The organism is Stenotrophomonas sp. AS1 (assembly GCF_048957655.1).
Classification (GTDB): Bacteria; Pseudomonadota; Gammaproteobacteria; order Xanthomonadales; family Xanthomonadaceae; genus Stenotrophomonas; species Stenotrophomonas bentonitica_A.
In genome coordinates this window covers 31,550-55,369 of the sequence record NZ_JARVXM010000008.1, presented here as the reverse complement: position 1 = coordinate 55,369, position 23,820 = coordinate 31,550, and the positions used below count along the sequence as shown (strand labels likewise).

Below are 23,820 nucleotides of genomic sequence, written 5' to 3'. Positions count from 1 at the left end.
GCCTGGTCCTGGCCGGGCTGCTGATGGCGCTGCCGATGGTGCAGCGAGCGCGGGGTGCCGGTGCTGGACGATAACGCGCGGTCCTCCACCGTGGAGGGCCAGCGTTACAGCGGCACCGGCCTGGCGTGTGGTGCGGGCCGGCGGATGATGAAACAGGTGGCGCTGCCGATCCAGGCCAGCGACACCAGGGAAAAGAAGCTCGACCGTCGCTGGAAAGATCTGGACGAGTCGCTCGAAGAACTGCAGCAACTGCTCGGCGGCAAGGCCGGCTGAGCACCAGGAGAACACGAATGGCCGCAATTGAAATCAAGGTTCCCGACATCGGCGATTACAGCGGTGTGCCGGTGATCGAACTGCTGGTCGCCGTGGGTGACACGGTGAAGAAGGACCAGGGCCTGGTCACGCTGGAATCGGACAAGGCAACGCTGGAAGTGCCCTCGTCGGCTGCTGGCGTGGTCAAGGAAATCAAGGTCAAGCTCGGCGACAACCTCTCCGAAGGCGATGTGGTACTGCTGCTGGAGGCTGAAGGTGAGGCGGCTGCACCGGCCGCGCCGGCCAAGGCCGAGGCACCCAAGGCCGACGCACCGGCCAGCAAGCCGCCGGTGACCCCCTCGCACCGCGCCCCGGCCGAACCGGCCGCGCCGCAGCCGGCGCTGTCCTCGGGCAAGCCGGCCGACATCGAGTGCAAGATGGTGGTGCTGGGCGCCGGCCCGGGCGGTTACACCGCTGCCTTCCGCTCGGCCGATCTGGGCGTGGACACCGTACTGGTGGAACGTTATGCCAGCCTCGGTGGCGTCTGCCTCAACGTGGGCTGCATCCCGTCCAAGGCGCTGCTGCACGCCGCCGCAGTGATCGATGAAGTTGCCCATGCCGGTGATTTCGGCGTCGAGTTCGGCAAGCCGACCATCACCCTGGACAAGCTGCGCAGCTACAAGGAAAAGGTGGTCACCCAGCTGACCAAGGGCCTGGCCGGCATGGCCAAGCAGCGCAAGGTACGCACCGTGCAGGGCCTGGCGAAGTTCGTCTCGGCCAACGAGCTGGAGATCGTCGGCGACGACGGCAAGACCCAGCTGCTGCGCTTCGAGCAGTGCATCATCGCCGCCGGTTCGCAGGCGGTGAAGCTGCCGAACTTCCCGTGGGACGACAAGCGCGTCATGGACTCCACCGATGCGCTGGAACTGGCCGACGTGCCGGGCAAGCTGCTGGTGGTCGGTGGCGGCATCATCGGCCTGGAAATGGCGACCGTGTACGGCGCGCTGGGCAGTGAAGTGACCGTGGTCGAGTTCATGGACCAGCTGATGCCGGGCGCCGACAAGGACCTGGTCAAGCCGCTGGCCGACCGCCTGAAGAAGCAGGGCATCGTGGTGCACCTGAAGACCAAGGCGACCGACGTCAAGGCCGACAAGGCCGGCATCACCGTGTCCTTCGAAGCCGCCGTGGAAGGCGAAAAGCCGGGTCTGGAGGCAACCACCTTCGACCGCGTGCTGGTCGCCGTGGGCCGCTCGCCGAACGGCAAGAAGATCGATGCCGAGAAGGCCGGCGTGCAGGTCACCGACCGTGGCTTCATCCCGGCGGACCGCCAGATGCGCACCAACGTGCCGCACATCTTTGCGATCGGCGACATCGTCGGCAACCCGATGCTGGCCCACAAGGCCACGCACGAGGGCAAGCTGGCCGCGGAAGTGGCCGCCGGCGAGAAGAAGGAATGGGTGGCGCGCGTGATTCCGTCGGTGGCCTACACCAACCCGGAAATCGCGTGGGTCGGCGTGACCGAAACCGAAGCCAAGGCCAAGGGCCTGAAGGTCGGCGTAGCCAAGTTCCCGTGGGCCGCCAGCGGCCGCGCGATCGGCATCGGCCGTACCGAGGGCTTCACCAAGCTGATCTTCGACGAAGAGACCCACCGCATCATCGGTGGCGCGATCGTCGGCGTGCACGCCGGTGACCTGCTGGCCGAGATCGGCCTGGCGATCGAGATGGGCGCGGAGGCCGAGGACATCGGCCACACCATCCACGCCCATCCGACGCTGAGCGAATCGGTGGCGATGGCTGCGGAGATCTACGACGGCACGATCACCGATCTGTACATGCCGAAGAAGAAGTAAGGTGCCCGCGTGCTGCGCACGAAAAACCCGGCGAAAGCCGGGTTTTTCGTTGAGGGCGGGGGTTGCCCGGGGGCCATGCTTTCACGGGTGTGTCGCATCAAGCATCACTGCGCAATCTCCGCTTGCTTTTCCATGCGCTGGTACCGGAAAGCATGGTGCGCGCTCGGCGCCCGTTCATATCACTGCGCGTAGCGCGTAAACGCGCTTTAAGCGACATGAACCGTCGCATACGCCGCGCAATTGACATCATTCGACGTCCTTCGTGTCGTCGATATCCAAGGTATTTCCGGTTCGGATGAAGCCGGGCGGTGGCAGTGATCGCGGCACTGTGCCTATTCTCTTCCGATCCCCCCTTCCATGGAGCCATTGTCGCAATGGAACATCCCGTTTCTTCGCCCACCGGCAATCTGATCAAGGTCTATCGCTACGGCCAAGGGGCCATCTACTTCCTGATGGCCTCTGGCGTGGGCACCCTGCTGCTCGCGGCATTTCTGTTTTCCGTCAGGAACAAGGCGCCTGCTGACGCGCAGTCCGCCATTCTCTGGGCCGTTGCACTGCTCGTGGCGATCGCCTGCGGCTTCTTCGCAGTGGTGCCATGGCAGAGGCGCCTGCGCGGGGCCCGTCATGAGGTGTATGAGCAAGGTCTGGCGACGGTCGTCGGCTCGCAGCGCGGCTATGTGGCGTTTGCCGAGATGGAGGATGTGTACCTCTTCAGTTCTGGTCAGACAGTGCTCACAGGGTTGATGAGCAACCTTGCCTATCGTCGAGACAGCACCGACACGTTCCACTGGTCGAACGACAGTCTCAAGCGGTTCTACGAATTCCAGGAGGTCGTACGCGAACTACATGTGCGCGAGCGACTGCCCGTCATGATCGCGGCCCTTGAGGCCGGTGAGACGGTTACCTTCAACTATGTTCCCACGGGTGAAGTTTGGAAGAAGCGGGTATCGGGCCGGTTCCTCGAGGTGTCCACCCGCCCCATCACTCTCAGTCGGGACTGCTTGCAGGTCGAGGGCCGCAGCGTGCCCACCTCTAACCTGCGCGACGTCGATGTCAGCACATGGACGGAGAAGGTCACCATCAAGGATGCAATGGGGAGCACCGTGTTCTCCACGATGGGGGTGGGCATCCTCAGCTTCGACCTCTTTCTTGAGACGGTCGCCTGGCTGGTGCAGGACGCGCAGCGCTAGTCTGCATCGAGGTCAGGCCGTGCTCGTCGGTTGGCCCAAAAAAAACGCGGCCCCCGATATCCCGGAGGCCGCGCTTGGAGAGAGGTGTTGCGAAGGGCTTAGAAGACGAAGCTGACGCCTGCCACCGGACCCTTGAACTCCTGCTTCAGACCGATCGTGCCATCGCTGCCGGTCTGATCGACGTCGAGCTTGAACCAGTCGTAGCCGGCGAACACGCCGAAGTTCTTGGTGAAGCGGTAATCGACGATCGCATTGGCGCGGCTCAGGTCGCCGTCGTAATCGTCGAAGTTGCCCCACTTGGTGTTCAGGTACTGGCCCTGGAAGGTGATCATCCACTTCTCGGACGGGGTGAAGCTCAGGCGTGCACCAACCACCGGGGCGACACCGTCGGCCTTCTCGTCCAGGAACTCGCCCTGGTACAGATCACCGACATCCGCGTAAGCCTTGGTGCTCACCTTGGCGTACTCGGCACCCAGCTGCAGGCCGAGGTCGAACTTGTCGGTGTCCACGACCGAGTAGTCGTACACCAGGCTGGCGACCTGATACTTCAGCTCACCCTTGATGAAGCTTCCGGCCGGCACGTTGGTATCGCCGAAGCTCACACCCTGGTCGAGTGTCTCGCGGCGATCCTTGTCGTACTTGAAGTAGTTGAACAGCAGGCGCTGGCGGTTGCTGATGCGGAACATGCCGTCCACGCGCGGCTCCCATTCCTTGCCACCGAGGCCGAAATCTTCGGAGAAGCCCACATCCTGGCCAGCGATGTTGGTGTTGCCGCGGATCGTGTTGTCCGAATCGATCTGCATCGCACCCAGGCGCAGGGCGAAGCGGTCATCGCCTTCGGCAGCGTGGGACGGAGCGGCGTAGGAAAGCGCGGCCAGTGCGACTGGCACGGCAAGCAGGGAGAGCATCGGGCGCATCGGGGGGTCCTTGCGGTGGTTCTAGTGATGTGGCGTCACATTGCCCACTGCGACGTCCACCATTCGTGAAGGTATGGTGGAGGCTGTGTGTACCGTTCATGCACTTTCGCTTACCGCAGGGCGGTTTGCTGGCCGGTTCCGGGGCCGGACCGCGTTACACGCGCTAGCCGCCAGCGTTGTTCGACCCGGCCGCCAGCGCCGCAGGCCGCAAAAAGAGGGTGGCCCCGGAGAGGGCTTCGGGGCCACCCTGTACTGGCCTGCGCGCGGGACGCCGACGAGGATTCAACGGCAGGCTGGTCGTTATGACCGGACCGTGCGACCAAAGTTCAATATGGTGCACCGCCGCATCGCGTGTCCCTTTGCGCAGTGGGATTGGCCCGGTGGTGGAACAGGTTCGCAAGAGCCGCCAACGGCGGGCTTACATCCGGGATGAACAGGCAGCGGTTGTCTCTCAAATTGTCCCATTGCTATAATTTGGCGGCTCGACGAGGCGCTAGCTTGCGACCTCGGCCTTTCCTACTCACAACCATGCAGGACATTCACGTGCTGAACTCCGTTGACGCGGGTCGGCGACTGATGCTGCGCGCAGCGGTTTACCCGCTCGTTGCAGTGGCTGTCCTGGCTCTGGCCCTGCTGCTGTGGGGAGGCCCGAAGGCAGCCCTGGGGGCGTTGCTCTCCGGCGTGGCGGTTTCGGCGGCCGGCTGGGTGGCTGCGCGGATGGCGCTGGGGGGTGGGGTGCAGGCCGCAGGCTCGGCGATGACCCGCCTGATTCTGGCGGTCGTGGCAAAGTGGGTGCTCGTATTCGGCGTCCTGATGGTGGGTTTCCTGGTCTTCAAGCTGCCTGCATTGGCGCTGCTGGCCGGTATCGCCGTCGGATTGATGTTCCAGGTCCTGGCTCTGGCCAGGCGCTGATCCAATTTTCATTTAACTCAAGGTTCCGGACACATGGCAGGCGAGGCGCTGACACCCACCTCCTACATCCAACATCACCTGCACAACCTGACGTTCCATATGCAGGAAGGTGGTTTCTGGGCGATTCACGTCGACACCATCGTGACTTCGGTCCTGATGGGCCTGTTGATGGTGTTCGGCTTCTGGATGGCAACCCGCAAGGCCACCGCCGGCGTCCCGGGCAAGTGGCAGGCGTTCGTCGAGATCTGCCTGGAGTTCGTTGACCGCCAGGCCAAGGACACCTACCACGGCACCAGCAAGCTGGTGACCCCGATCGCGATCACCCTGTTCTTCTGGATCCTCATGATGAATCTCATCAAGATGATCCCGGCCGACTTCATCGCCATGCCGCTGGAAGCCCTCGGCGTGCCGTACTGGAAGCCGGTCCCCACCGCCGACGTCAATGCCACCCTGGGCATGTCGATCAGCGTGTTCTTCCTGATGCTGTTCTTCGCGCTGCGTTCCAAGGGCCTGGGTGGTTTCACCAAGGAATTCCTGACCGCGCCGTTCGGCAAGTGGATGATGCCGTTCAACCTGATCCTCAACATCGTCGAGTGGCTGAGCAAGCCGATTTCGCTGGCGATGCGACTGTTCGGCAACATGTTCGGCGGCGAAATCGTCTTCCTGCTGATCTGGGTGCTGGGCGGTGCGGGTATCGCCGGTGCCATCGCAGGCGGTGCATTCGGCCTGGGCTGGATGCTGTTCCACCTGCTGGTGATTCCGCTGCAGGCGTTCATCTTCATGATGTTGTCCATCGTGTACCTGAGCCTGTCGGAAGACGCTCACTGAGTTTCGCTTCACCCTTCATCCGTTTGTTTCTAAACCCTTAGCTATTCAAAGTTCCAGGAGAAAACCATGTACTTCGCCGTCCTGACCAACCTCGCCCAAGTCCAGAGCTCCACCGTCCTCGCCGTCGGCATCATGATCGGCCTGGCCGCGCTGGGTGCCGGTCTCGGTCTGGCCATCATGGCCGGTAAGTTCCTGGAATCGGCTGCCCGTCAGCCGGAACTGATTCCGGTTCTGCAGGTCCGCATGTTCATCACCGCCGGCCTGATCGACGCCGCGTTCATCATCTCGGTCGCCGTCGGCCTGCTGCTGGCCTTCGCCAACCCGATGATCGGCGAGTTCGTTGCACGCCTGCCGCAGGTTGCTGGTTAATCCAGCAACAGCGAAACGATCAGGCGCCGTGTGCGCCTGATCGCGGATGAAGGATCGGATGCGCCGCCAAGGCGGCCCATCCACCCCGTCACCCCCGATTGAGCGAACCCCATGGATATCGGTTTTACCCTCGTTGCCCAGGGACTGGCGTTTGCCGGTCTGATCTGGATCATCGCGACCAAGATCTGGCCGCCGTTGATGAACGCCATCGAAGAGCGTCAGCAGAAGATCGCTGAAGGCCTCGCCGCTGCCGACCGCAGCCAGAAGGATCTGGCCCAGGCGCAGGAAAAGGTCAACGATGCACTGAAGGATGCGCGCACCAAGGCCAACGAGATCATCGATCAGGCCCACGCACGCGCCAACCAGATCGTTGATGCCGCCAAGAATGAAGCCATCGTCGAAGCCAACCGCCAGAAAGACCTGGCCCACGCCGAGATCGAAGCTGCCGCCAACCGTGCCCGTGAAGATCTGCGCAAGCAGGTGTCCGCCCTGGCCGTGAGCGGTGCCGAAAAGCTGCTCAAGCGCGAAATCGACGCCAACGCCCACAAGGCGCTGCTCGACGAGCTGGCCTCGGAGATCTGATCGATGAGCCAGGCCCTCACGCTTGCACGCCCGTATGCCCGCGCCGCGTTCGCGACCGCGCGCGACGAAGGCACGTTCGCGCCGTGGTCGGACGCGCTTGCGTTCTCCGCCCACGTAGCTGCCGACCCGCGCGTGGCGGCCTTGCTGTCGAACCCGGAACTGGACCGCGACGATGCCGTCGCGATGCTGGTGCCGGAATCGTCCAGCGAGACCTTCGGTCGCTTCCTGGCCATCCTGGCCGATGCGCACCGTCTGCCGCTGCTGCCGGAAATCGCCGGCATGTACGACCAGCTGCGCGCTGAAGCCGAACACGTGGTCAAGGCCACGGTGACCTCGGCCACCGAACTGTCCGGCGCCGAACTGGACGCCATCAAGGCCGCGCTGCGCAAGCGCTTCGGCCGCGAGGTGGACGTGACGACCGCGGTCGATGCGTCGCTGATCGGCGGTGCCGTGATCGACGCCGGCGATGTGGTCATCGATGGCTCGCTCAAGGGCAAGCTGTCGCGCCTGCAGACCGCGCTCGCTAACTGAATTCATTTAACGTCCGGCGTGATTGCCGGCACTAGGACTTGACGATGGCAACCACGCTCAACCCCTCCGAAATCAGCGAACTGATCAAGAACCGCATCGAGAAGGTCAAGCTGGCCGCGGAATCGCGCAACGAAGGCACCGTGACCAGCGTGTCCGACGGCATCGTGCGCATCTTCGGTCTGGCCGACGTGATGCAGGGCGAAATGATCGAACTGCCGAACAACACCTTCGCCCTGGCCCTGAACCTGGAGCGCGACTCGGTCGGCGCCGTGGTCCTGGGTGGTTATGAGCACCTGCGCGAAGGCGACGTCGCCAAGACCACCGGCCGCATCCTGGAAGTGCCGGTCGGTCCGGAAATGCTGGGCCGCGTCGTGAACGCGCTCGGTGAGCCGATCGACGGCAAGGGCCCGATCGCAGCGAAGGCCACCGCGCCGGTGGAGCGCGTTGCGCCGGGCGTGATCTGGCGCAAGTCGGTCGACCAGCCGGTGCAGACCGGTTACAAGTCCGTCGACTCGATGATCCCGATCGGTCGCGGCCAGCGCGAGCTGGTCATCGGTGACCGCCAGACCGGCAAGACCGCTCTGGCCATCGATGCGGTGATCAACCAGAAAGAAACCGGCATCAAGTGCGTGTACGTCGCGATCGGCCAGAAGGCCTCGACCGTGGCCAACATCGTGCGCAAGCTGGAAGAGAACGGCGCCCTGGCGCACACCGTGGTGGTCGCTGCGACCGCGTCCGAATCGGCCGCGATGCAGTACATCAGCGCCTACTCGGGCTGCACCATGGGCGAGTACTTCATGGACCGCGGCGAAGATGCGCTGATCGTGTACGACGATCTGTCCAAGCAGGCCGTCGCCTACCGCCAGATCTCGCTGCTGCTGAAGCGCCCGCCGGGCCGTGAAGCCTACCCGGGTGACGTGTTCTACCTGCACTCCCGCCTGCTCGAGCGCGCTGCCCGCGTGTCCGAAGAGTATGTGGAGAAGTTCACCGACGGTGCCGTCAAGGGCAAGACCGGCTCGCTCACCGCGCTGCCGATCATCGAAACCCAGGCCGGTGACGTCTCGGCCTTCGTGCCGACCAACGTGATCTCGATCACCGACGGCCAGATCTTCCTGGAAACCGATCTGTTCAACTCGGGCATCCGCCCGGCCGTGAACGCCGGTATCTCGGTGTCGCGCGTCGGTGGTGCGGCCCAGACCAAGATCATCAAGAAGCTGTCCGGCGGCATCCGTATCTCGCTGGCCCAGTACCGTGAACTGGCTGCCTTCGCGCAGTTCGCCTCGGACCTGGACGAAGCCACCCGCAAGCAGCTCGAGCGCGGTCAGCGCGTCACCGAGCTGATGAAGCAGAAGCAGTACGCCCCGATGTCCATCGCCAACCAGGCGCTGTCGATCTACGCCGTCAACGAGGGTTACCTCGACGACGTGCCGGTCAACAAGCTGCTGGCGCTGGAAGAAGGTCTGCATGCGCACTTCGCCAACACCCAGGGCGAGCTGATCAGCAAGATCAACGCGACCGGCGGCTGGGACAATGACATCGAAGCTGCCTTCAAGAAGGGCATCACCGAGTTCAAGACCACCGGCAGCTGGTAATACCGGTCCTGTAGAGCGGAGCGTTGCTCCGCTGGGCTGAAAGCAGCGGAGCAACGCTCCGCTCTACGTCAAACGCGGGGCCTGTGCCCCGCGCCACGGGAAGAAGAGATGGCAAGCGGACGCGAAATCAAAACCAAGATCAAGAGCGTGCAGAACACCCGCAAGGTGACGCGTGCGCTCGAAATGGTCTCGGCCTCCAAGATCCGCAAGGCGCAGGAGCGGATGAAGACGTCGCGTCCGTATGCGCAGGCGATGAAGCAGGTGATCGGTCACCTGGCCCAGGCCAGCACCGACTACCAGCATCCGTTCCTGGTCCAGCGTGACGAGGTCAAGCGCGTCGGTTACATCGTGGTCTCTTCCGACCGCGGTCTGGCGGGCGGCCTGAACAACAACCTGTTCCGCAAGATGCTGGGCGAAGTGCGCCAGTGGCAGGACAAGGGCGCCGAGATCGACGTGGTCACCGTCGGCCAGAAGGCCTCGACCTTCTTCCGTCGCGTCAAGGTCAACATGGTCGGCACCGTCACCCACATGGGCGATGTGCCGCACCTGGAACAGCTGATCGGCGTGATCAAGGTGATGCTCGATGCGTTCACCGAAGGCAAGGTCGACCGCGTGTACCTGGTCTACAACCGCTTCATCAACACGATGACGCAGAAGGCCAGCTTCGATCAGCTGCTGCCGTTGCCGGCGGCTGAGAAGCAGGTCGCGCATCACGACTGGGACTACCTGTACGAACCCGACGCCGCGACCGTGCTCGAGCACGTGATGACGCGTTACGTCGAGTCGCTGGTGTACCAGGCGGTGCTGGAAAACGTCGCGTCCGAGCATGCAGCCCGCATGGTCGCGATGAAGTCGGCCAGTGACAACGCGAACAAGCTGATCGGCACCCTGCAGCTCGTCTACAACAAGGCGCGCCAGGCAGCGATCACCCAGGAAATCTCCGAAATCGTCGGCGGCGCGGCAGCAGTCTGACGCGCACAGTCAAAGCACACATTAGAGGATTGCAGCAATGAGTCAGGGCAAGATCGTTCAGATCATCGGCGCCGTCGTCGACGTCGAATTCCCCCGCGAGTCGGTGCCGAAGGTGTACCACGCGCTGAAGGTGGACAACACCGAAATCACGCTGGAAGTGCAGCAGCAGCTCGGCGACGGCGTGGTCCGTTGCATCGCGCTGGGCTCCACCGATGGCCTGAAGCGCAACCTGGTCGCCACCAATACCGAACGCGCCATCTCGGTGCCGGTCGGCGCAGGCACCCTGGGCCGCATCATGGACGTGCTCGGTCGCCCGATCGACGAAGCCGGTCCGGTGGCTGCCAGTGATACCTGGGAAATCCATCGTTCGGCCCCGTCGTACGAAGACCAGTCCCCGGCTACCGAGCTGCTGGAAACCGGCATCAAGGTCATCGACCTGATGTGCCCGTTCGCCAAGGGCGGCAAGGTCGGCCTGTTCGGCGGCGCCGGCGTCGGCAAGACCGTCAACATGATGGAACTGATCAACAACATCGCCAAGGCGCACAGCGGTCTGTCCGTGTTCGCCGGCGTGGGTGAGCGTACCCGTGAGGGCAACGACTTCTACCACGAGATGAAGGACTCCAACGTCCTGGACAAGGTCGCGATGGTGTACGGCCAGATGAACGAGCCGCCGGGCAACCGTCTGCGCGTCGCCCTGACCGGCCTGACCATGGCCGAGTACTTCCGCGACGAGAAGGACGAGAACGGCAAGGGCAAGGACGTGCTGCTGTTCGTCGACAACATCTACCGCTACACCCTGGCCGGTACCGAAGTGTCGGCACTGCTGGGTCGTATGCCGTCGGCGGTGGGTTACCAGCCGACCCTGGCCGAGGAAATGGGCGTCCTGCAGGAGCGCATCACCTCGACCAAGAATGGCTCGATCACCTCGATCCAGGCCGTGTACGTGCCCGCCGATGACTTGACCGATCCGTCGCCGGCCACCACGTTCGCCCATCTGGATTCGACCGTGACCCTGTCGCGTTCGATCGCCTCGCTGGGCATCTACCCGGCCGTGGATCCGCTGGATTCCACCAGCCGCCAGATGGACCCGCTGGTCATCGGCAACGAGCATTACGACACCGCCCAGCGCGTCCAGCAGACCTTGCAGAAGTACAAGGAACTGAAGGACATCATCGCGATCCTGGGCATGGACGAACTGTCCGAAGAAGACAAGCAGGCCGTGACCCGCGCCCGCAAGATCGAGCGCTTCTTCAGCCAGCCGTTCCACGTGGCAGAAGTGTTCACCGGCTCGCCGGGCAAGTACGTGTCGCTGAAGGACACCATCCGTGGCTTCAAGGCCATCGTCGATGGCGAATACGACCACCTGCCGGAACAGGCGTTCTACATGGTCGGCAGCATCGAAGAAGCGGTCGAGAAGGCCAAGAAGATGGCTGAAAAGGCCTGATGCGGCGGGGACGGGCGGCATGCCCGTCCCGACCCGTCACACGGGGTGGGCGCATGCCCACCGCTGAGGACATCCTGCGGTGGGCGCGAGCCCGCCCTAAAGCGAGAAGAGTTTCATGAGCACCATCCGTTGCGACATCGTCAGCGCCGAGCAGGAAATCTTCCGTGGTGAGGCGACCCTGGTCGTGGCCACCGGTGAGCTGGGTGAGCTGGGCATCGCGCCCAAGCACGCCCCGCTGATCACCCGCCTGAAGCCGGGCAAGGTGGTGGTGACCACGCCGAGCGGCGAGCAGATCGACTTCGCCATCTCCGGCGGCATTCTCGAAGTGCAGCCGCAGGTCGTGACCGTGCTGGCCGACACCGCGATCCGTGCCCAGGACATCGACGAAGCCTCGGTCCGCAAGGCCAAGGAAGAAGCCGAGCGCATCCTGGCCAACCGTGGTGAAGCAATGGAAGTGGCCGAAGCGCAGCAGCGCCTGGCGGAAGTGTCCGCCCAGCTGCAGGCGCTGGAGCGCCTGCGCAAGAACCTCAAGCACTGAGCGGAGTGGCGCGACGGCGCCATCCGCGAAGGGAAAACGCCGGCTTGCCGGCGTTTTTTTTTGCCTGCCTCCGGGGATGCGGGCTCAGCGGAAGATCAGCGTCCGCATCAGCAGGAACGACACCGCTGCCAGGCCACCTTCGACCAGGGGTTTGGCCAGCCACGCGTAGCGAAGCCCGAGATGCTCGGCCGCCAGCGTCACCAGCAGCGTACTGATCGCGGTCAGCACGCCCCACAGCAGCAGGAAGCGCACGAACCGGGGCCAGCCCAGCCGGTGTTCGCCATCGCGGGCAAAGGTGTAACGGCCATTGAGCCAGAAGCCGAGCAGCATGCCGCTCACGCGCCCCAGCAGATTGCCGGGTGCCGCAGGCATGCCCAGCGCGGTGGCAGCCACGAACACGGCCCAGTCCAGTCCGAGCTGGATCAGGCCGATGACGAGATAGCTGCTGCCTTGGCGGAGGAGACTCACGTGCGATCCGGGTGCGGGCAATCCCACATGTTAACGAGCGGCGCACTAGAATTCCCTTCTACGATTCCCGGAACGTGATCTGCCCATGACCCAGCCCCTGCACGTGATCATCCTGGCCGCCGGCGCCGGCAAGCGCATGAAGTCGGCCCTGCCGAAAGTGCTGCAGCCCATTGCCGGCCGCCCGATGCTTGCCCACGTCATCGACACCGCGCGCCAGCTGCAGCCCGAGGCGATCCACGTGGTTTATGGCCATGGCGGTGAGGCGGTGCGGCAGGCCTTCGCGGACCAGCCGGACCTGCACTGGGCAGAGCAGAGCCGGCAGCTGGGCACCGGGCACGCCGTGCTGCAGGCCATGCCGGAAGTACCGGATGCGGCAACCGTTCTGGTGTTGTACGGCGACGTGCCGTTGATCCGCGGCGAGACGCTGCGCCACCTGCTGTCGCAGCCGGGCCGCCTGGCCGTGCTGGTGGCCGAGGTCGTCGACCCGACCGGCTACGGCCGGATCGTGCGCAACGCCGAGGGCAAGGTCGGTGCGATCGTCGAACAGAAGGATGCCAGCGACGAACAGCGCAGCATCCGCACCATCAATACCGGCATCATCACCGCCGAATCGACCGCGCTGCGCCGTTGGTTGTCCCAGCTTTCCAATGCCAACGCGCAGGGCGAGTACTACCTGACCGACATCTTTGCCGCGGCAGCGAGTGACTACACCCCGGCCGAAATGGCCTTCGTGCAGGACCCGCAGGACGCCGAAGGTGCCAACGACCCGTGGCAGCTGGCCCAGCTCGAACGCGCCTGGCAGCTGCGCGAAGTGCGTGCACTGTGCGCGCAGGGCGCGCGCGTGCTGGATCCGGCGCGGCTGGACATCCGTGGCCCGGTCACCGTCGGCAGTGACGTGCAGATCGACGTCAACGTGATCCTGGAAGGGCGCGTGGTGCTGGGCGACGGCGTCAGCATCGGCGCGTTCACCCGGCTCAAGGACGTCACCCTGGCCGCGGGCACCGTGGTCAAGCCGCACTGCGACCTGGATGGCGTGATCAGCGAAGGCGCGGCGGAGATCGGTCCGTTCGCGCGCCTGCGCCCGGGTACCGTGCTGGCCGAGGGATCGCACGTCGGCAATTTCGTGGAAACCAAGAAGGTCGTGCTCGGCGCCGGGAGCAAGGCCAACCACCTCACCTATCTGGGCGATGCGGTGATCGGCAGCAAGGTCAACATCGGCGCGGGCACCATCACCTGCAACTACGACGGCGTGAACAAGTCGCAGACCACCATCGGCGACCGAGCCTTCATCGGCTCCAACAGCTCGCTGGTCGCGCCGGTGGTGATCGGTGAAGGCGCGACTGTCGCCGCCGGCTCGGTGATCACCCGCGGCGCCCCGGCCGACAAGCTGACCGTCGCACGCGCACGCCAGGAAACCATCGACGGCTGGAAGCGCCCGACCAAAAAGTAGTGCCGGCCGCTGGCCGGCAACCAAGCGATCCCGGGCCCACGACGGTACCGGCCACAGCGGCCGGCATTACCGGGCGTCGGCCGGCAGGAACACCGCGACGCACAGGCCGCCCTCGCGGCGGTTCTGCAGCGAAATGCGGCCGCCATGTGCCTCGACGATCTCACGGGTAAGCGCCAGGCCCAGCCCGGTGCCGTTGCGCTTGGTCGAATAGAAGGGCATCAACGCATTCTGCAGCACCGCCTCGTTCATGCCCTTGCCACGATCCAGGACTTCCAGCCGCAACCACTGCGGCAGCCGGGTCAGGCGGACCTCGACATCGTCGTTTGGTGGTTCGGCTTCACTGCAGGCTTCATGCGCATTCTTGAGCAGGTTCAGCAGCGCCTGCCCCAGCTGGGCGATGTCCACGCGGCTGTGCAGGTCGTCGGGCACCTCGGCCATGCGGAACGGGATCTGGTGCTGCAGCCCGCCCAGGAACAGGTTCCACTGCACGGTCTGCAGCTGCGGCTGCGGCAGTTTGGCGAAGCGTGCGTAGCCGCGGATGAACCCTTCCAGGTGCCGCGCGCGCTCTTCGATCGTGCCGAACACTTCTTCCAGCCGCTCGGTCTTGCCGCGCCGGACCAGCTCGCCACCGGAGTGGGCGAGCGAGGCGATCGGGGCCAGCGAATTGTTCAACTCGTGGCTGATCACGCGGATCACCTTCTTCCAGGTCTGCACTTCCTGGCGGCGCAGTTCGGCGGTCAGCAGGCGGATCAGCAGCAGGTCGTGCGGGCGGCCATTGAGGTGGAAGTTGCGGCGTGACAGATGGTAGATCTGCTCATCGTCTTCGTCGCGCTCATCGTCGCTGTCCTGGCCCTCGCCGCGGACCGCGAACAGGCTGTCGCCGCCACGGGCGATGGCGTCGCGCAGCTCGATCGGCATCGCCGCCATGACATCGTGCATGCGCTGGCCTTCCAGCTTCCAGCCGCTGTGCAGCAGCTTGCGCGCGGCCAGGTTGGAGAACACCACGCGCTGCACGCCGTCTCCCCCGTGGGTGAGCAGGAGCATGGACACCGGCGTGTTCTGCACCATGGTGTCCAGCAGCAGTTCGCGCTGGACCAGGTCCTGGCGCTGTGCGCGCAGCACATCGCCGAGTTCGCGGTGGGCCTGGACCAGGTCGCCGAGTTCGTCGTTGGAGGGCCAGTAGATGCCGAAGTTGTATTCGCCATCGCGGTAGCTGCTGGTGGTGCCGGACAGCGCGCGCAGCAGCGAGCGGATCGGTGCGGTCGCGCGGCTCAGGCTCCACCACATCAGGCCCATCAGCACCACGGTCGAAATCGTGGTGACCGCCCAGCCATGGTCCAGCCAGTACGCCAGATACCACGGGAAGGCGGCCGCCAATGCCAGCACCGGCAGCAGGCGCAGGAACAGCCGGAAGGTGAACGAGCGCCGCTTCATTCGCGTGGAATGCCGTAGCGGTCCATGCGCCGGTACAGCGCCTGACGGCTGAGCCCGAGTTCGGCAGCGGTCTGGGCGATGATGCCGTGGTTGTGGGCCAGCGCGGTCTCGATCCGGCTGCGGTCCGGGTCCACCGTCGGGCTCGCCGCGCGCGGGGCGGCCGCACGCGGCAGGTTGAGGTCACCGGCCTCGATGCGGGGGCCGCTGGCCAGCAGTTCGGCGCGCTGCAGCACGTTGCGCAGTTCGCGCACGTTGCCCGGCCAGGGATGCCGCTGCAGGGCGGTGGCGGCGGCGGTGGACAGCGGCTTGCCGCTGCCCAGGAAACGTTCGGCCAGGGGCAGGATGTCACCGGGGCGTTCGGCCAGTGGCGGCAGGGCCAGCTCGACGGTATTGAGGCGGTAGAACAGATCTTCGCGGAACTGGCCGTCGCGGATCATCGCCGGCAGGTCGGCATTGGTCGCACTGATCACGCGGACTTTGACCTGGCGCTCGCGGTTGGAGCCCAGCCGCTCGAATCGCCCGGTCTCGAGCACGCGCAGCAGTTTCATCTGCCCGCTGGAGGAAAGGTTGCCGATCTCGTCCAGGAACAGGGTGCCGCCGTCGGCGGCTTCAAATTTGCCTTCGCGTGCCTTGTTGGCGCCGGTGTAGGCGCCGGCCTCGGCACCGAACAGCTCGGCCTCGATCAGCTCGGCCGGAATCGCGCCGCAGTTGAGCGCGACGAACGGGCCCTTGGCGACCAGCGAATTGGCCTGGATGATCTCGGCGATCTTCTCCTTGCCCGCGCCGTTCGGGCCGGTGATCAGCACCGGCAGTGCCGAGCGCGCCACCTGGCAGGCCAGGCTGACCACGCGCTCGCTGGCCGGGTCGGCCACCACCGCACCGCGCAGATCGTACCGGGCCTCCAGCGCCGAGCGATCGCGCTGTTCGCGGTCGCGGCGGCGGTCGAGTTCGCGGCGGGTCTCGGACAGTTCCAGCAGGTTGTTGACCGTGACCAGCAACTTGCGGTCGTCCCAGGGCTTGGCCAGGTAGTCCGCCGCGCCGGCCTTGACCAGATCCACCGCGCTGCTCAGGTGCGTCCAGGCGGTCAGCAGGATCACCGGCAGGTCCGGATGGCGTGCGCGGATCTGCTGGAACAGCGCCTCGCCTTCCTCGCCCGACGTGGTGTCTTCGGTGAAGTTCATGTCCTGGATCACCAGGTCCACCGGCTGCTGCTCCAGCAGGGCCAGCCCCTGTTCGGGGGAAAGCGCGTGCAGGGTGTCGATGTCGTGCAGCGAGAACAGCACGTTCAGTGCGGTGCCGACGCTGGCGTTGTCGTCAATGATCAGGATCGAGGGCATGCGGCAACGAAGGACCGGAAGTGGGTTCAAGAGTACCGGAGCGCCGGGCCAACGGGCAGATGGCCCGGCGCGGCTGGCCTCAGCCGCCGGTGCCGGGCGCCTGCGGAATCGGCGGGGTCGGTACCGCCAGCACCTCGCTCCAGGCGGCGGTATCGACATCGACGGTCACCTGGTTGCCCTTGCGCAGCACAGTCACCGGAACCCGGGTGGCCTTGTTGCCGACCAGCGCATGGGTGAGGTCGGCCATGCGCCGTACCGGCTGGCCATCCACGCGCAGGATCCGATCGCCGCTGCGCACGCCGAAGTAGCTGCTCGGCTCGGTGGTCGTGACGCGCACGATGCCATCCTGGGCATCCACCACCAGATGGTGGCCGGCGTCACTCCACTCCAGGCGTGCGGTATCGGTCTGGGTGGCGGCCAGCGCAGGTGCGCTGGCCAGCAGGAGGGACAACAACAGGGTCGTGATGCTGGTCTTGGTCTTGGTCATGTGTTTGCTCTGGGGATGGGTCTGGTGCATTTCAGGCACTCCGGGTGGCAACGGCAGGGGGAACGGCCGCGGCGCGACGGGCCGGGCCGAAGACAGCGATCTGGCCGAGCAGCCACAGCAGCACCGCACCGATCGGCAGGTAACTGATGGGCATGCGCGGCAGCTCGTAGTTGTTCATCAGCCACAGGTTGATCGTGTAGGCCATCAACATGCCCAGCACGATGCCGACCGTGGCCAGCAGGAAGTTCTCGGTCTGGAAGTACCGCAGGATCTGGCTGCGGGTCGCGCCCAGCGCACGGCGGATGCCGATCTGCTTGGTGCGCTGCTGCACCCAGAAGCTGGCCAGGCCGACGATGCCCAGTGCGGTCACCACCAGCAGGGCCACACACACGGTGATCAGCAGGCCGACCATGGCGCGGTCATTGGCGAAGTACTTCCTGCGCTGCTCCTCGTAGGTGTACTTGCCGTGCACCAAGCGGCTTGAATCCACCCGCTCCAATGCCGCCACCGCAGACTTGAGCACTTCGTCGCGCCGGGTCGGATCGGTGACGCGGATCAGGTAGAAGCCCTCGTCATAGGTTGTGCGCAGTGGCAGGACCATCGAGAACTGTGAATCGCCTTCGCGAGCGGTCGGGCGGGCGAGTACCTTGACGATGCCGATGATGCGCAGCGGCATGGAGCCGCTATAGATCGTCTTGCCCAGTGCATCGCCGCCGGGGAACATCTTGTCCGCAATCGCCTGGGTAACGATGACGGCCGAGCCTTCGTCCGCGGCTGCTTCGTCATTCTTGACGACTTCCAGGTCCCGGTACTCATCGGGCTGGAAATCACGACCGGCGATCAGTTCCACGCCCAACGTATCCAGTGCGCCTTCGCGGCCGAAATACTGCGAGGCGCTGAGCGTCGGGCGCTCCTGGTCGGGAACCAGGCCCACGCTCGTATTCCAGGAACTGTTGCGGAACGGGATCTGGTTCAGGGTGACCGCACTCTTGACGCCCGGCAACGCCTGCAGCGCGGCAAGATCCTCGCGGGTGCGCGCCACGGCGTTGACCTGTGGGCCGATGCCGCCCAGGCGGACTTCGATCAGTTCGGTCTCGGCGATGCCGCTGGGCTGGTTGATCTTCTCGATGCGCTGCCCGATCAGGAACAGCGCATTGCAGACGATGGCGCAGGTCAGGGCGATCTCGAGCACGATCAGCGATGCGGCGGTTTTATGCCGGCGGAGCGTGGAGAGAATGGGACGGATATCCATGGTGTGCTCCGGATCCTTACTGCGATTTGAGTTGGATGGCGGGCGCGACCTGCATGGCGCGCAGCGCCGGCAGGAAACCGGCCAGCAGGCTGGCGACCAGGGTCAACGCGAAGGTCATCAGCAGCATCTGCCCATCCAGGGTGGCGAGCTTGGCGTAGTCCACCGGTTGCTGGCGCACCGCGTACAGCCCGAGCAGTGCCAGCAGCAGGCCCAGCAGGCCGCCGGCCAGACCGACGGTGCCGGCCTCGATCAGCGACTGCAGGAAGATCTGGCCGCGGCTGGCACCCAGCGCCCGGCGCACGCCGATCTCACCGCTGCGACGCAGGAACTTGGCCAGCAGCAGACCGACCGTATTGATCAGGCAGACCAGCAGGAAGCCCATTGCCAACCACAACTGCAGACGCACGTCGCCGGGGACGACCTTTTTGAAATCCAGCCATTCCATGACGTTGCGCAGCCGTACGTTGTTGGGGCGTTCGAAACGACCGGCGGCGCGCTGCTGGTCGGAGTAGTTCTCCAGATAGCGACGGTAGTCCGCGGCCTGGCCGGGGTTTTCCAGCTCCACCCAGTACTGGATCCAGGTGCAGCTGGCGTTGGGACCGGTCGGGTCGGTCTCGTTGCGGCGCCCGAAGCAGTCGATGCTGCCGTTGCGGTCGAACTTCAGCTCGATCGCCGTGGAGAAGGGCAGGTAGACGTCTTCGCTGTCGCCGTAGCGGCCGGTATACAGGTCATAGAAGTGCGGGTTGGGATGCCAGTCACCCAGCACGCCCACGACGGTCATCGTGTTGCCGTTGAGGCGGACCGACTTGCCGACGCTGTTGGCGCCCTGGAACAGCTTCTGGTTGAGCGTGCTGGAAATCACCGCGACCCGACCGCGCCCGTCGTCATCGGTTTCCTTCCAGCCCTGGCCATAGAGGAACGGCGTGTCGAACATCGGGAAGAAATCGCTCGAGGTATACCGCGCATCGGTGTTGAACGGACGCAGCGTGCTGCCCTCGGGCTCGAGGGTCACACCGCCACCGGTCATCATCGCCTGCCGCTTGGCATGCTTCTCGCGCAGCAGTTTCTCAGCATCGAAGCGGGTCAACTGGTCGGCCGGTTCTTCGCCAGGCTGATAGCCCAGCGCTGACTGTGGATCAACCAGCACGCTGAACAGCCGGTCGCTCTTCTGCGGGATCGGATCACCGGACAGCACATGGAATACGGTCAGCGTGGTCATCGAGGCGCCGATGCCCAGCGCGATGGCGATCACCATCAGCGCGGTCAGCACCTTGTTGCGCCGGAAGCTGCGCAGGGCCAGTCGGAAGTAGTAAGCGATCATGGCCGGCCTCAGTCGTTGGCGATGGCAGCGGCAACCGCGGGGCGTGGCGTGGCGAGCACCGGGTCGCGCAGCAGGTCGGTGACCTGGCCATCGACGATGTGCACGTTGCGCTTGGCGCGGGCGGCCAGTTCCGGATCGTGGGTCACCATCACGATCGTGGTGCCCTTGGCATTGATTTCTTCCAGCAGCTCCATCACGCCGCGGGCCATCTGGCTGTCCAGGTTGCCGGTCGGTTCATCGGCCAGCAGCAGGCGCGGGCTGCCGGCCAGCGCACGCGCGATCGCGGCGCGCTGCTGCTGGCCGCCCGAGAGTTCGGCCGGGTAGTGCTTCATGCGCGAGCCCAGGCCGACCTGGGCCAGCGCGTGCTCGATGCGCTCCTTGCGCTCGGCCGCGGGCATGCCGCGGTAGCGCAGCGGCACATCGACGTTGTCGAACAGGTTGAGATCGGAGATCAGGTTGAAGCCCTGGAAGATGAAGCCGATCTTCTGGTTGCGCAGGCGGCTGCGCGCGTCATCGCCGAGCTGGCTGACATCCTGGCCGTCGAGCAGGTAGGTGCCGCTGGTGAAGGTTTCCAGCAGGCCGGCGATGTTGAGGAAGGTGGTCTTGCCCGAGCCGGACGGACCGGTCACGGCAACGAACTCGCCTTCGCGGACGTGCAGGTCCAGCGACCGCAGGGCGTGGGTTTCCACCTGTTCGGTGCGGAAGACTTTGGCGACCGAGCGCATTTCAAGCATGGCTGTTTCCTTTGAGGGTCGAGAAGATCGAAAGGGACTGAATCAGTTGATGGAGACGCGCTCGGCATCGCCGAACAGATCGCTGCCGGACACCACGACGCGGTCGCCGGGCTGCAGGCCAGAGAGGATTTCCACTTCACCCAGGCTGCTCACGCCGAGCTTGACCGGGCGCCGGACGGCATGGCTGCCATCCATGACATAGGCGTAGCCGTTGCCCTGTTCGACAAACGGGCCACGTTCGATCTTGAGTGCGTTGCGGCGGGTATCGAGCAGCACGCGCGCCTGCATCCGCTGGCTCTGGCGCAGGCCCTGCGGCTGCTTGTCGGCGAAGCGGATGCGGGCATTGACCTCGCCGGCGACCACTTCCGGGGAGACGGCGGAAATCTCGCCGGCGAACTGGCCGCTGCCACCGGTCAGCTGCGCAGGCATGCCGATCGTCAGCTCGCGGGCGAAGCTCTCCGGCACCTTGATCTCGATCTCGAAGCGCGACAGATCGACCACGCCCAGGATCGGCGCATTGGCGACCACGTTGGTGTGCTGGGTCGCCTGCACCTGGCCGACCTGGCCATCGAAGGGCGCACGCAGCGTGAGCGCGTCCACCTGGCGCTCCACTTCGGTCACCACCGCGCGCTGGCGATCGGCCAGCAGGCGCTTGTTGCGGGCATCCAGATCGGCACCCTGGGCCTTGAGCATGGCGTCCTTGCGGGCGTGCTCGAGCTGGATGTCGCTCTTCTTGACGGTGTCCTCGGCCTTGGCCACGTCCACCTGCGGCACCGCGCCGCCATCGAAGCCGCGCTTGTATCGCTCCAGGTCACGCACCGCGGCCTGGCGTTCGATCACGGCCTGGTCGGTGTCCTTCTGCGCGGTCGCGCGCGCCAGGGTCGCATCCAGAGTCGCGCGGCTTGCCTCGGCCTGCAGGCCGGCCAGCGTGGCTTGTTCCTGGGCCAGCTTGCTGCGCAGTTCGGGGCTGTCGATCACGGCCAGTTCCTGGCCCTGCTTGACCACATCACCGGCCACGACCTTCAGGTTCACGTTGCCGGCGGAGATCGCATACAGCACCGGGTTGTTGGCGGCGATCACGCGGCCGTCGGCGGCGATGTCGCGCACCATGTCGCCTCGGGTGACCTCGGCGATGCGGACACGGGCGCTGTCGTAGGAGCGGCTGGCCCCCAGCCAGGCACGGGCGGCGAAGCCGATCGCCACCAGCACGACCAGCGCGGCGACCGCCGGCCACAGCCAGCGCTTCCACGGGGCGGGCGCGGCGTGCGAAGAAAGGGTCTGGTCCTGGGCGGAAGTGTCGCGGATCATCGGGCTCGTTCGCGGTTGGGTTGTGAAGTACCAAGCAGACTCCGTGCCAACTTTTAGCCCTTTGGAAACAACAGCTTGCAAAAAGCGGCCGGTGTCCATGTGTCCGCGGACACCTGACCGGACACTTTCGTTAAGCCGACAGCGCCCAAGCCGCCGGGGCCGCCACGCTAGAATGCGAGGCTTACCAGCAGGGATCTGAATCTATGTGCGGCATTGTGGGAGCGATCGCCCATCGCGACGTGGTACCGGTACTCATCGAAGGATTGAAGCGACTGGAATACCGGGGCTACGATTCCTCCGGCATCGCCGTGATCGATACCACCGCCGCCGAACCCGATGTCCGACGCGTGCGCCGTACCGGCCGGGTGGCGGAGATGGAGAAGGCTGCCGCGAGCGAAGGCTTCCAGTCGCTGCTCGGCATCGGCCACACCCGCTGGGCGACCCACGGGGGCGTGACCGAGGCCAATGCACACCCGCACATCAGTCACGGTGTGGCGCTGGTGCACAACGGCATCATCGAGAACCATGAAGAGCAGCGCGAGAAGCTGCGCGCGCTGGGCTACACCTTCGAGTCGCAGACCGACACCGAAGTGATCGCGCACCTGATGCACCATCACCTCAAGGAAGGCGACAGCCTGCTGTCGGCGCTGCAGCGCACGGTCAAGGAACTGACCGGCGCCTATGCGCTGGCGGTGATGAGCCGTGCCGAGCCGGACCATTTCGTCTGCGCCCGCATGGGGTGTCCGCTGCTGGTGGGCGTGGGCGAGGGCGAGAACTTCGTGGCCTCCGATGTCTCGGCGATCATCCAGGCCACCCGCACGGTGATCTTCCTGGAAGAAGGCGACACGGCCGACATCCGCCGCGACAGCGTGCAGGTCTACGACGAGCACAACCAGCCGATCGTGCGCGATGTGCATCTGTCCGATGTGTCGCTGGCCTCGCTGGAACTGGGCCCGTACCGCCACTTCATGCAGAAGGAAATCCACGAGCAGCCGCGTGCGCTGGGTGACACCATCGAAGCGGCGATCGATGCCGGTGGCTTCCCGGCCACGCTGTTCGGCAAGAACGCCGAGGCCGTGCTGTCGGGCATCGAAGGCGTGCAGATCCTCGCCTGCGGTACCAGCTACTACGCCGGCCTGACCGCGCGTTACTGGATTGAATCCATTGCCGGCCTGCCGTGCAGCGTGGAGATCGCCAGCGAGTACCGTTACCGCGCTGCCTACGCAAACCCGAAGCACCTGATCGTCACCATCTCCCAGTCCGGCGAAACGCTGGATACGATGGAAGCACTCAAGTACGCCAAGTCGCTCGGCCACCTGCACACGCTCTCGATCTGCAACGTGCCCGAGAGCGCGATTCCGCGCGCCAGCGAACTGGTCTGCTACACCCGCGCCGGTGCCGAGATCGGCGTTGCCTCGACCAAGGCGTTCACCACCCAGCTGGCTGCCTTGTTCCAGCTCACCATGGTGCTGGGCAAGCTGCACGGCCGCATCGATGCCGCGCAGGAAGCGGACTACCTGGAACAGCTGCGTTTCCTGCCCGGCAGCGTGCAGCACGCGCTGAACCTGGAGCCGCAGATTGCGGCCTGGGCCGAGCGCTTCGCACGCAAGGCCAACGCCCTGTTCCTGGGCCGGGGCCTGCATTACCCGATCGCACTGGAAGGCGCGCTCAAGCTCAAGGAGATCTCGTACATCCACGCCGAGGCCTATCCGGCCGGCGAGCTGAAGCATGGCCCGCTGGCGCTGGTGGATGAGGACATGCCGGTGGTGGTGATCGCGCCGAACGACAGCCTGCTGGAGAAGGTCAAATCCAACATGCAGGAAGTGCGTGCACGCGGCGGTGAGCTGTTCGTGTTCGCCGACCAGGACAGCAACTTCGTCGCGTCCGAAGGCGTGCATGTGATCCGCACCCCGCGCCACGCCGGTGTGCTCAGCCCGATCGTGCACACCCTGCCGGTGCAGCTGCTGGCATACCACACCGCACTGGCTCGCGGGACAGACGTGGACAAGCCGCGCAACCTGGCTAAGAGCGTGACGGTGGAATAAACGCGCG

The 23,820-nt window shown here is 65.2% G+C and carries 23 protein-coding genes; 14 read left to right on the top strand and 9 right to left on the bottom strand.

Annotated elements, in window-relative coordinates:
- Positions 1-60: 60 nt before the first annotated feature.
- The 3 genes from PV764_RS14850 to PV764_RS14840 all read left to right on the top strand — a co-directional run bounded on the left by PV764_RS14850 (position 61) and on the right by PV764_RS14840 (position 3,292).
- Positions 61-273 (top strand): hypothetical protein, encoded by a 213-nt coding sequence (locus tag PV764_RS14850; RefSeq protein WP_266083718.1) that lies wholly within the window; start codon positions 61-63, stop codon positions 271-273.
- 17 nt (positions 274-290) lie between these two features.
- Positions 291-2,102, top strand: coding sequence for a dihydrolipoyl dehydrogenase (lpdA, locus tag PV764_RS14845; protein ID WP_019183627.1), 1,812 nt, complete (start codon positions 291-293; stop codon positions 2,100-2,102).
- Between the two features lie 374 nt (positions 2,103-2,476).
- On the top strand, positions 2,477-3,292 hold the full coding sequence (locus PV764_RS14840; RefSeq protein WP_019183628.1) for a DUF6585 family protein: 816 nt from the start codon (positions 2,477-2,479) through the stop codon (positions 3,290-3,292).
- 98 nt (positions 3,293-3,390) lie between these two features.
- Here PV764_RS14840 and PV764_RS14835 read toward each other — a convergent pair whose 3' ends face one another.
- Positions 3,391-4,209, bottom strand: a complete 819-nt coding sequence (locus PV764_RS14835; RefSeq protein WP_019183629.1) for a hypothetical protein — start codon at positions 4,207-4,209, stop codon at positions 3,391-3,393.
- Between the two features lie 543 nt (positions 4,210-4,752).
- Here PV764_RS14835 and PV764_RS14830 point away from each other — a divergent pair.
- The 9 genes from PV764_RS14830 to PV764_RS14790 all read left to right on the top strand — a co-directional run bounded on the left by PV764_RS14830 (position 4,753) and on the right by PV764_RS14790 (position 11,977).
- A complete protein-coding gene (locus PV764_RS14830) occupies positions 4,753-5,121 on the top strand; it encodes a hypothetical protein (RefSeq protein WP_026069845.1) in 369 nt (122 codons plus the stop codon).
- Positions 5,122-5,154: 33 nt separating this feature from the next.
- Positions 5,155-5,949, top strand: a complete 795-nt coding sequence (atpB, locus tag PV764_RS14825) for a F0F1 ATP synthase subunit A (RefSeq protein WP_046273137.1) — start codon at positions 5,155-5,157, stop codon at positions 5,947-5,949.
- A 66-nt stretch (positions 5,950-6,015) separates the two neighbouring features.
- On the top strand, positions 6,016-6,318 hold the full coding sequence (gene atpE, locus PV764_RS14820) for a F0F1 ATP synthase subunit C (RefSeq protein ID WP_017354883.1): 303 nt from the start codon (positions 6,016-6,018) through the stop codon (positions 6,316-6,318).
- 111 nt (positions 6,319-6,429) lie between these two features.
- The gene (locus PV764_RS14815) at positions 6,430-6,900 is read left to right on the top strand and encodes a F0F1 ATP synthase subunit B (protein ID WP_019183632.1); all 471 of its coding nucleotides are present in this window, start codon (positions 6,430-6,432) and stop codon (positions 6,898-6,900) included.
- A gap of 3 nt (positions 6,901-6,903) precedes the next feature.
- Positions 6,904-7,431 (top strand): F0F1 ATP synthase subunit delta, encoded by a 528-nt coding sequence (locus PV764_RS14810; RefSeq protein WP_019183633.1) that lies wholly within the window; start codon positions 6,904-6,906, stop codon positions 7,429-7,431.
- A gap of 44 nt (positions 7,432-7,475) precedes the next feature.
- On the top strand, positions 7,476-9,023 hold the full coding sequence (gene atpA, locus PV764_RS14805; RefSeq protein WP_019183634.1) for a F0F1 ATP synthase subunit alpha: 1,548 nt from the start codon (positions 7,476-7,478) through the stop codon (positions 9,021-9,023).
- 108 nt (positions 9,024-9,131) lie between these two features.
- On the top strand, positions 9,132-9,995 hold the full coding sequence (atpG, locus tag PV764_RS14800) for a F0F1 ATP synthase subunit gamma (RefSeq protein ID WP_019183635.1): 864 nt from the start codon (positions 9,132-9,134) through the stop codon (positions 9,993-9,995).
- A gap of 37 nt (positions 9,996-10,032) precedes the next feature.
- Complete coding sequence (gene atpD / locus PV764_RS14795; RefSeq protein ID WP_019183636.1) at positions 10,033-11,439, top strand: F0F1 ATP synthase subunit beta; 1,407 nt, start codon at positions 10,033-10,035, stop codon at positions 11,437-11,439.
- Between the two features lie 115 nt (positions 11,440-11,554).
- Entirely contained in the window at positions 11,555-11,977 is a 423-nt protein-coding gene (locus tag PV764_RS14790) for a F0F1 ATP synthase subunit epsilon (protein WP_019183637.1), read from the top strand.
- Positions 11,978-12,061: 84 nt separating this feature from the next.
- On the opposite strand, the gene PV764_RS14785 is transcribed toward PV764_RS14790, so the two are convergent.
- Positions 12,062-12,445, bottom strand: coding sequence for a GtrA family protein (locus PV764_RS14785; RefSeq protein WP_070425992.1), 384 nt, complete (start codon positions 12,443-12,445; stop codon positions 12,062-12,064).
- Between the two features lie 85 nt (positions 12,446-12,530).
- Between PV764_RS14785 and glmU the strand changes: the two genes are divergently transcribed.
- A complete protein-coding gene (gene glmU / locus PV764_RS14780) occupies positions 12,531-13,895 on the top strand; it encodes a bifunctional UDP-N-acetylglucosamine diphosphorylase/glucosamine-1-phosphate N-acetyltransferase GlmU (RefSeq protein WP_343312981.1) in 1,365 nt (454 codons plus the stop codon).
- Positions 13,896-13,961: 66 nt separating this feature from the next.
- On the opposite strand, the gene PV764_RS14775 is transcribed toward glmU, so the two are convergent.
- From PV764_RS14775 to PV764_RS14745, 7 genes are all read right to left on the bottom strand, one after another.
- Complete coding sequence (locus PV764_RS14775; RefSeq protein ID WP_019183640.1) at positions 13,962-15,329, bottom strand: sensor histidine kinase; 1,368 nt, start codon at positions 15,327-15,329, stop codon at positions 13,962-13,964.
- Positions 15,326-16,666 (bottom strand): sigma-54-dependent transcriptional regulator, encoded by a 1,341-nt coding sequence (locus PV764_RS14770; protein ID WP_019183641.1) that lies wholly within the window; start codon positions 16,664-16,666, stop codon positions 15,326-15,328. The genes PV764_RS14775 and PV764_RS14770 overlap by 4 nt, the downstream gene beginning before the upstream one ends.
- 79 nt (positions 16,667-16,745) lie before the next feature.
- Complete coding sequence (locus PV764_RS14765) at positions 16,746-17,153, bottom strand: PDZ domain-containing protein (protein WP_421116962.1); 408 nt, start codon at positions 17,151-17,153, stop codon at positions 16,746-16,748.
- A gap of 31 nt (positions 17,154-17,184) precedes the next feature.
- Positions 17,185-18,405: an ABC transporter permease gene (locus PV764_RS14760; protein WP_046273141.1), complete on the bottom strand. Its 1,221-nt coding sequence runs from the start codon at positions 18,403-18,405 to the stop codon at positions 17,185-17,187.
- Between the two features lie 16 nt (positions 18,406-18,421).
- Positions 18,422-19,726, bottom strand: coding sequence for an ABC transporter permease (locus PV764_RS14755; RefSeq protein WP_421116960.1), 1,305 nt, complete (start codon positions 19,724-19,726; stop codon positions 18,422-18,424).
- 8 nt (positions 19,727-19,734) lie between these two features.
- Complete coding sequence (locus tag PV764_RS14750) at positions 19,735-20,460, bottom strand: ABC transporter ATP-binding protein (RefSeq protein WP_019183645.1); 726 nt, start codon at positions 20,458-20,460, stop codon at positions 19,735-19,737.
- Between the two features lie 42 nt (positions 20,461-20,502).
- Positions 20,503-21,768, bottom strand: a complete 1,266-nt coding sequence (locus PV764_RS14745; RefSeq protein WP_019183646.1) for an efflux RND transporter periplasmic adaptor subunit — start codon at positions 21,766-21,768, stop codon at positions 20,503-20,505.
- Positions 21,769-21,971: 203 nt separating this feature from the next.
- On the opposite strand from PV764_RS14745, the gene glmS reads away from it, so the two are divergent.
- Positions 21,972-23,813, top strand: coding sequence for a glutamine--fructose-6-phosphate transaminase (isomerizing) (gene glmS / locus PV764_RS14740; protein WP_070425986.1), 1,842 nt, complete (start codon positions 21,972-21,974; stop codon positions 23,811-23,813).
- Positions 23,814-23,820 lie beyond the last annotated feature (7 nt).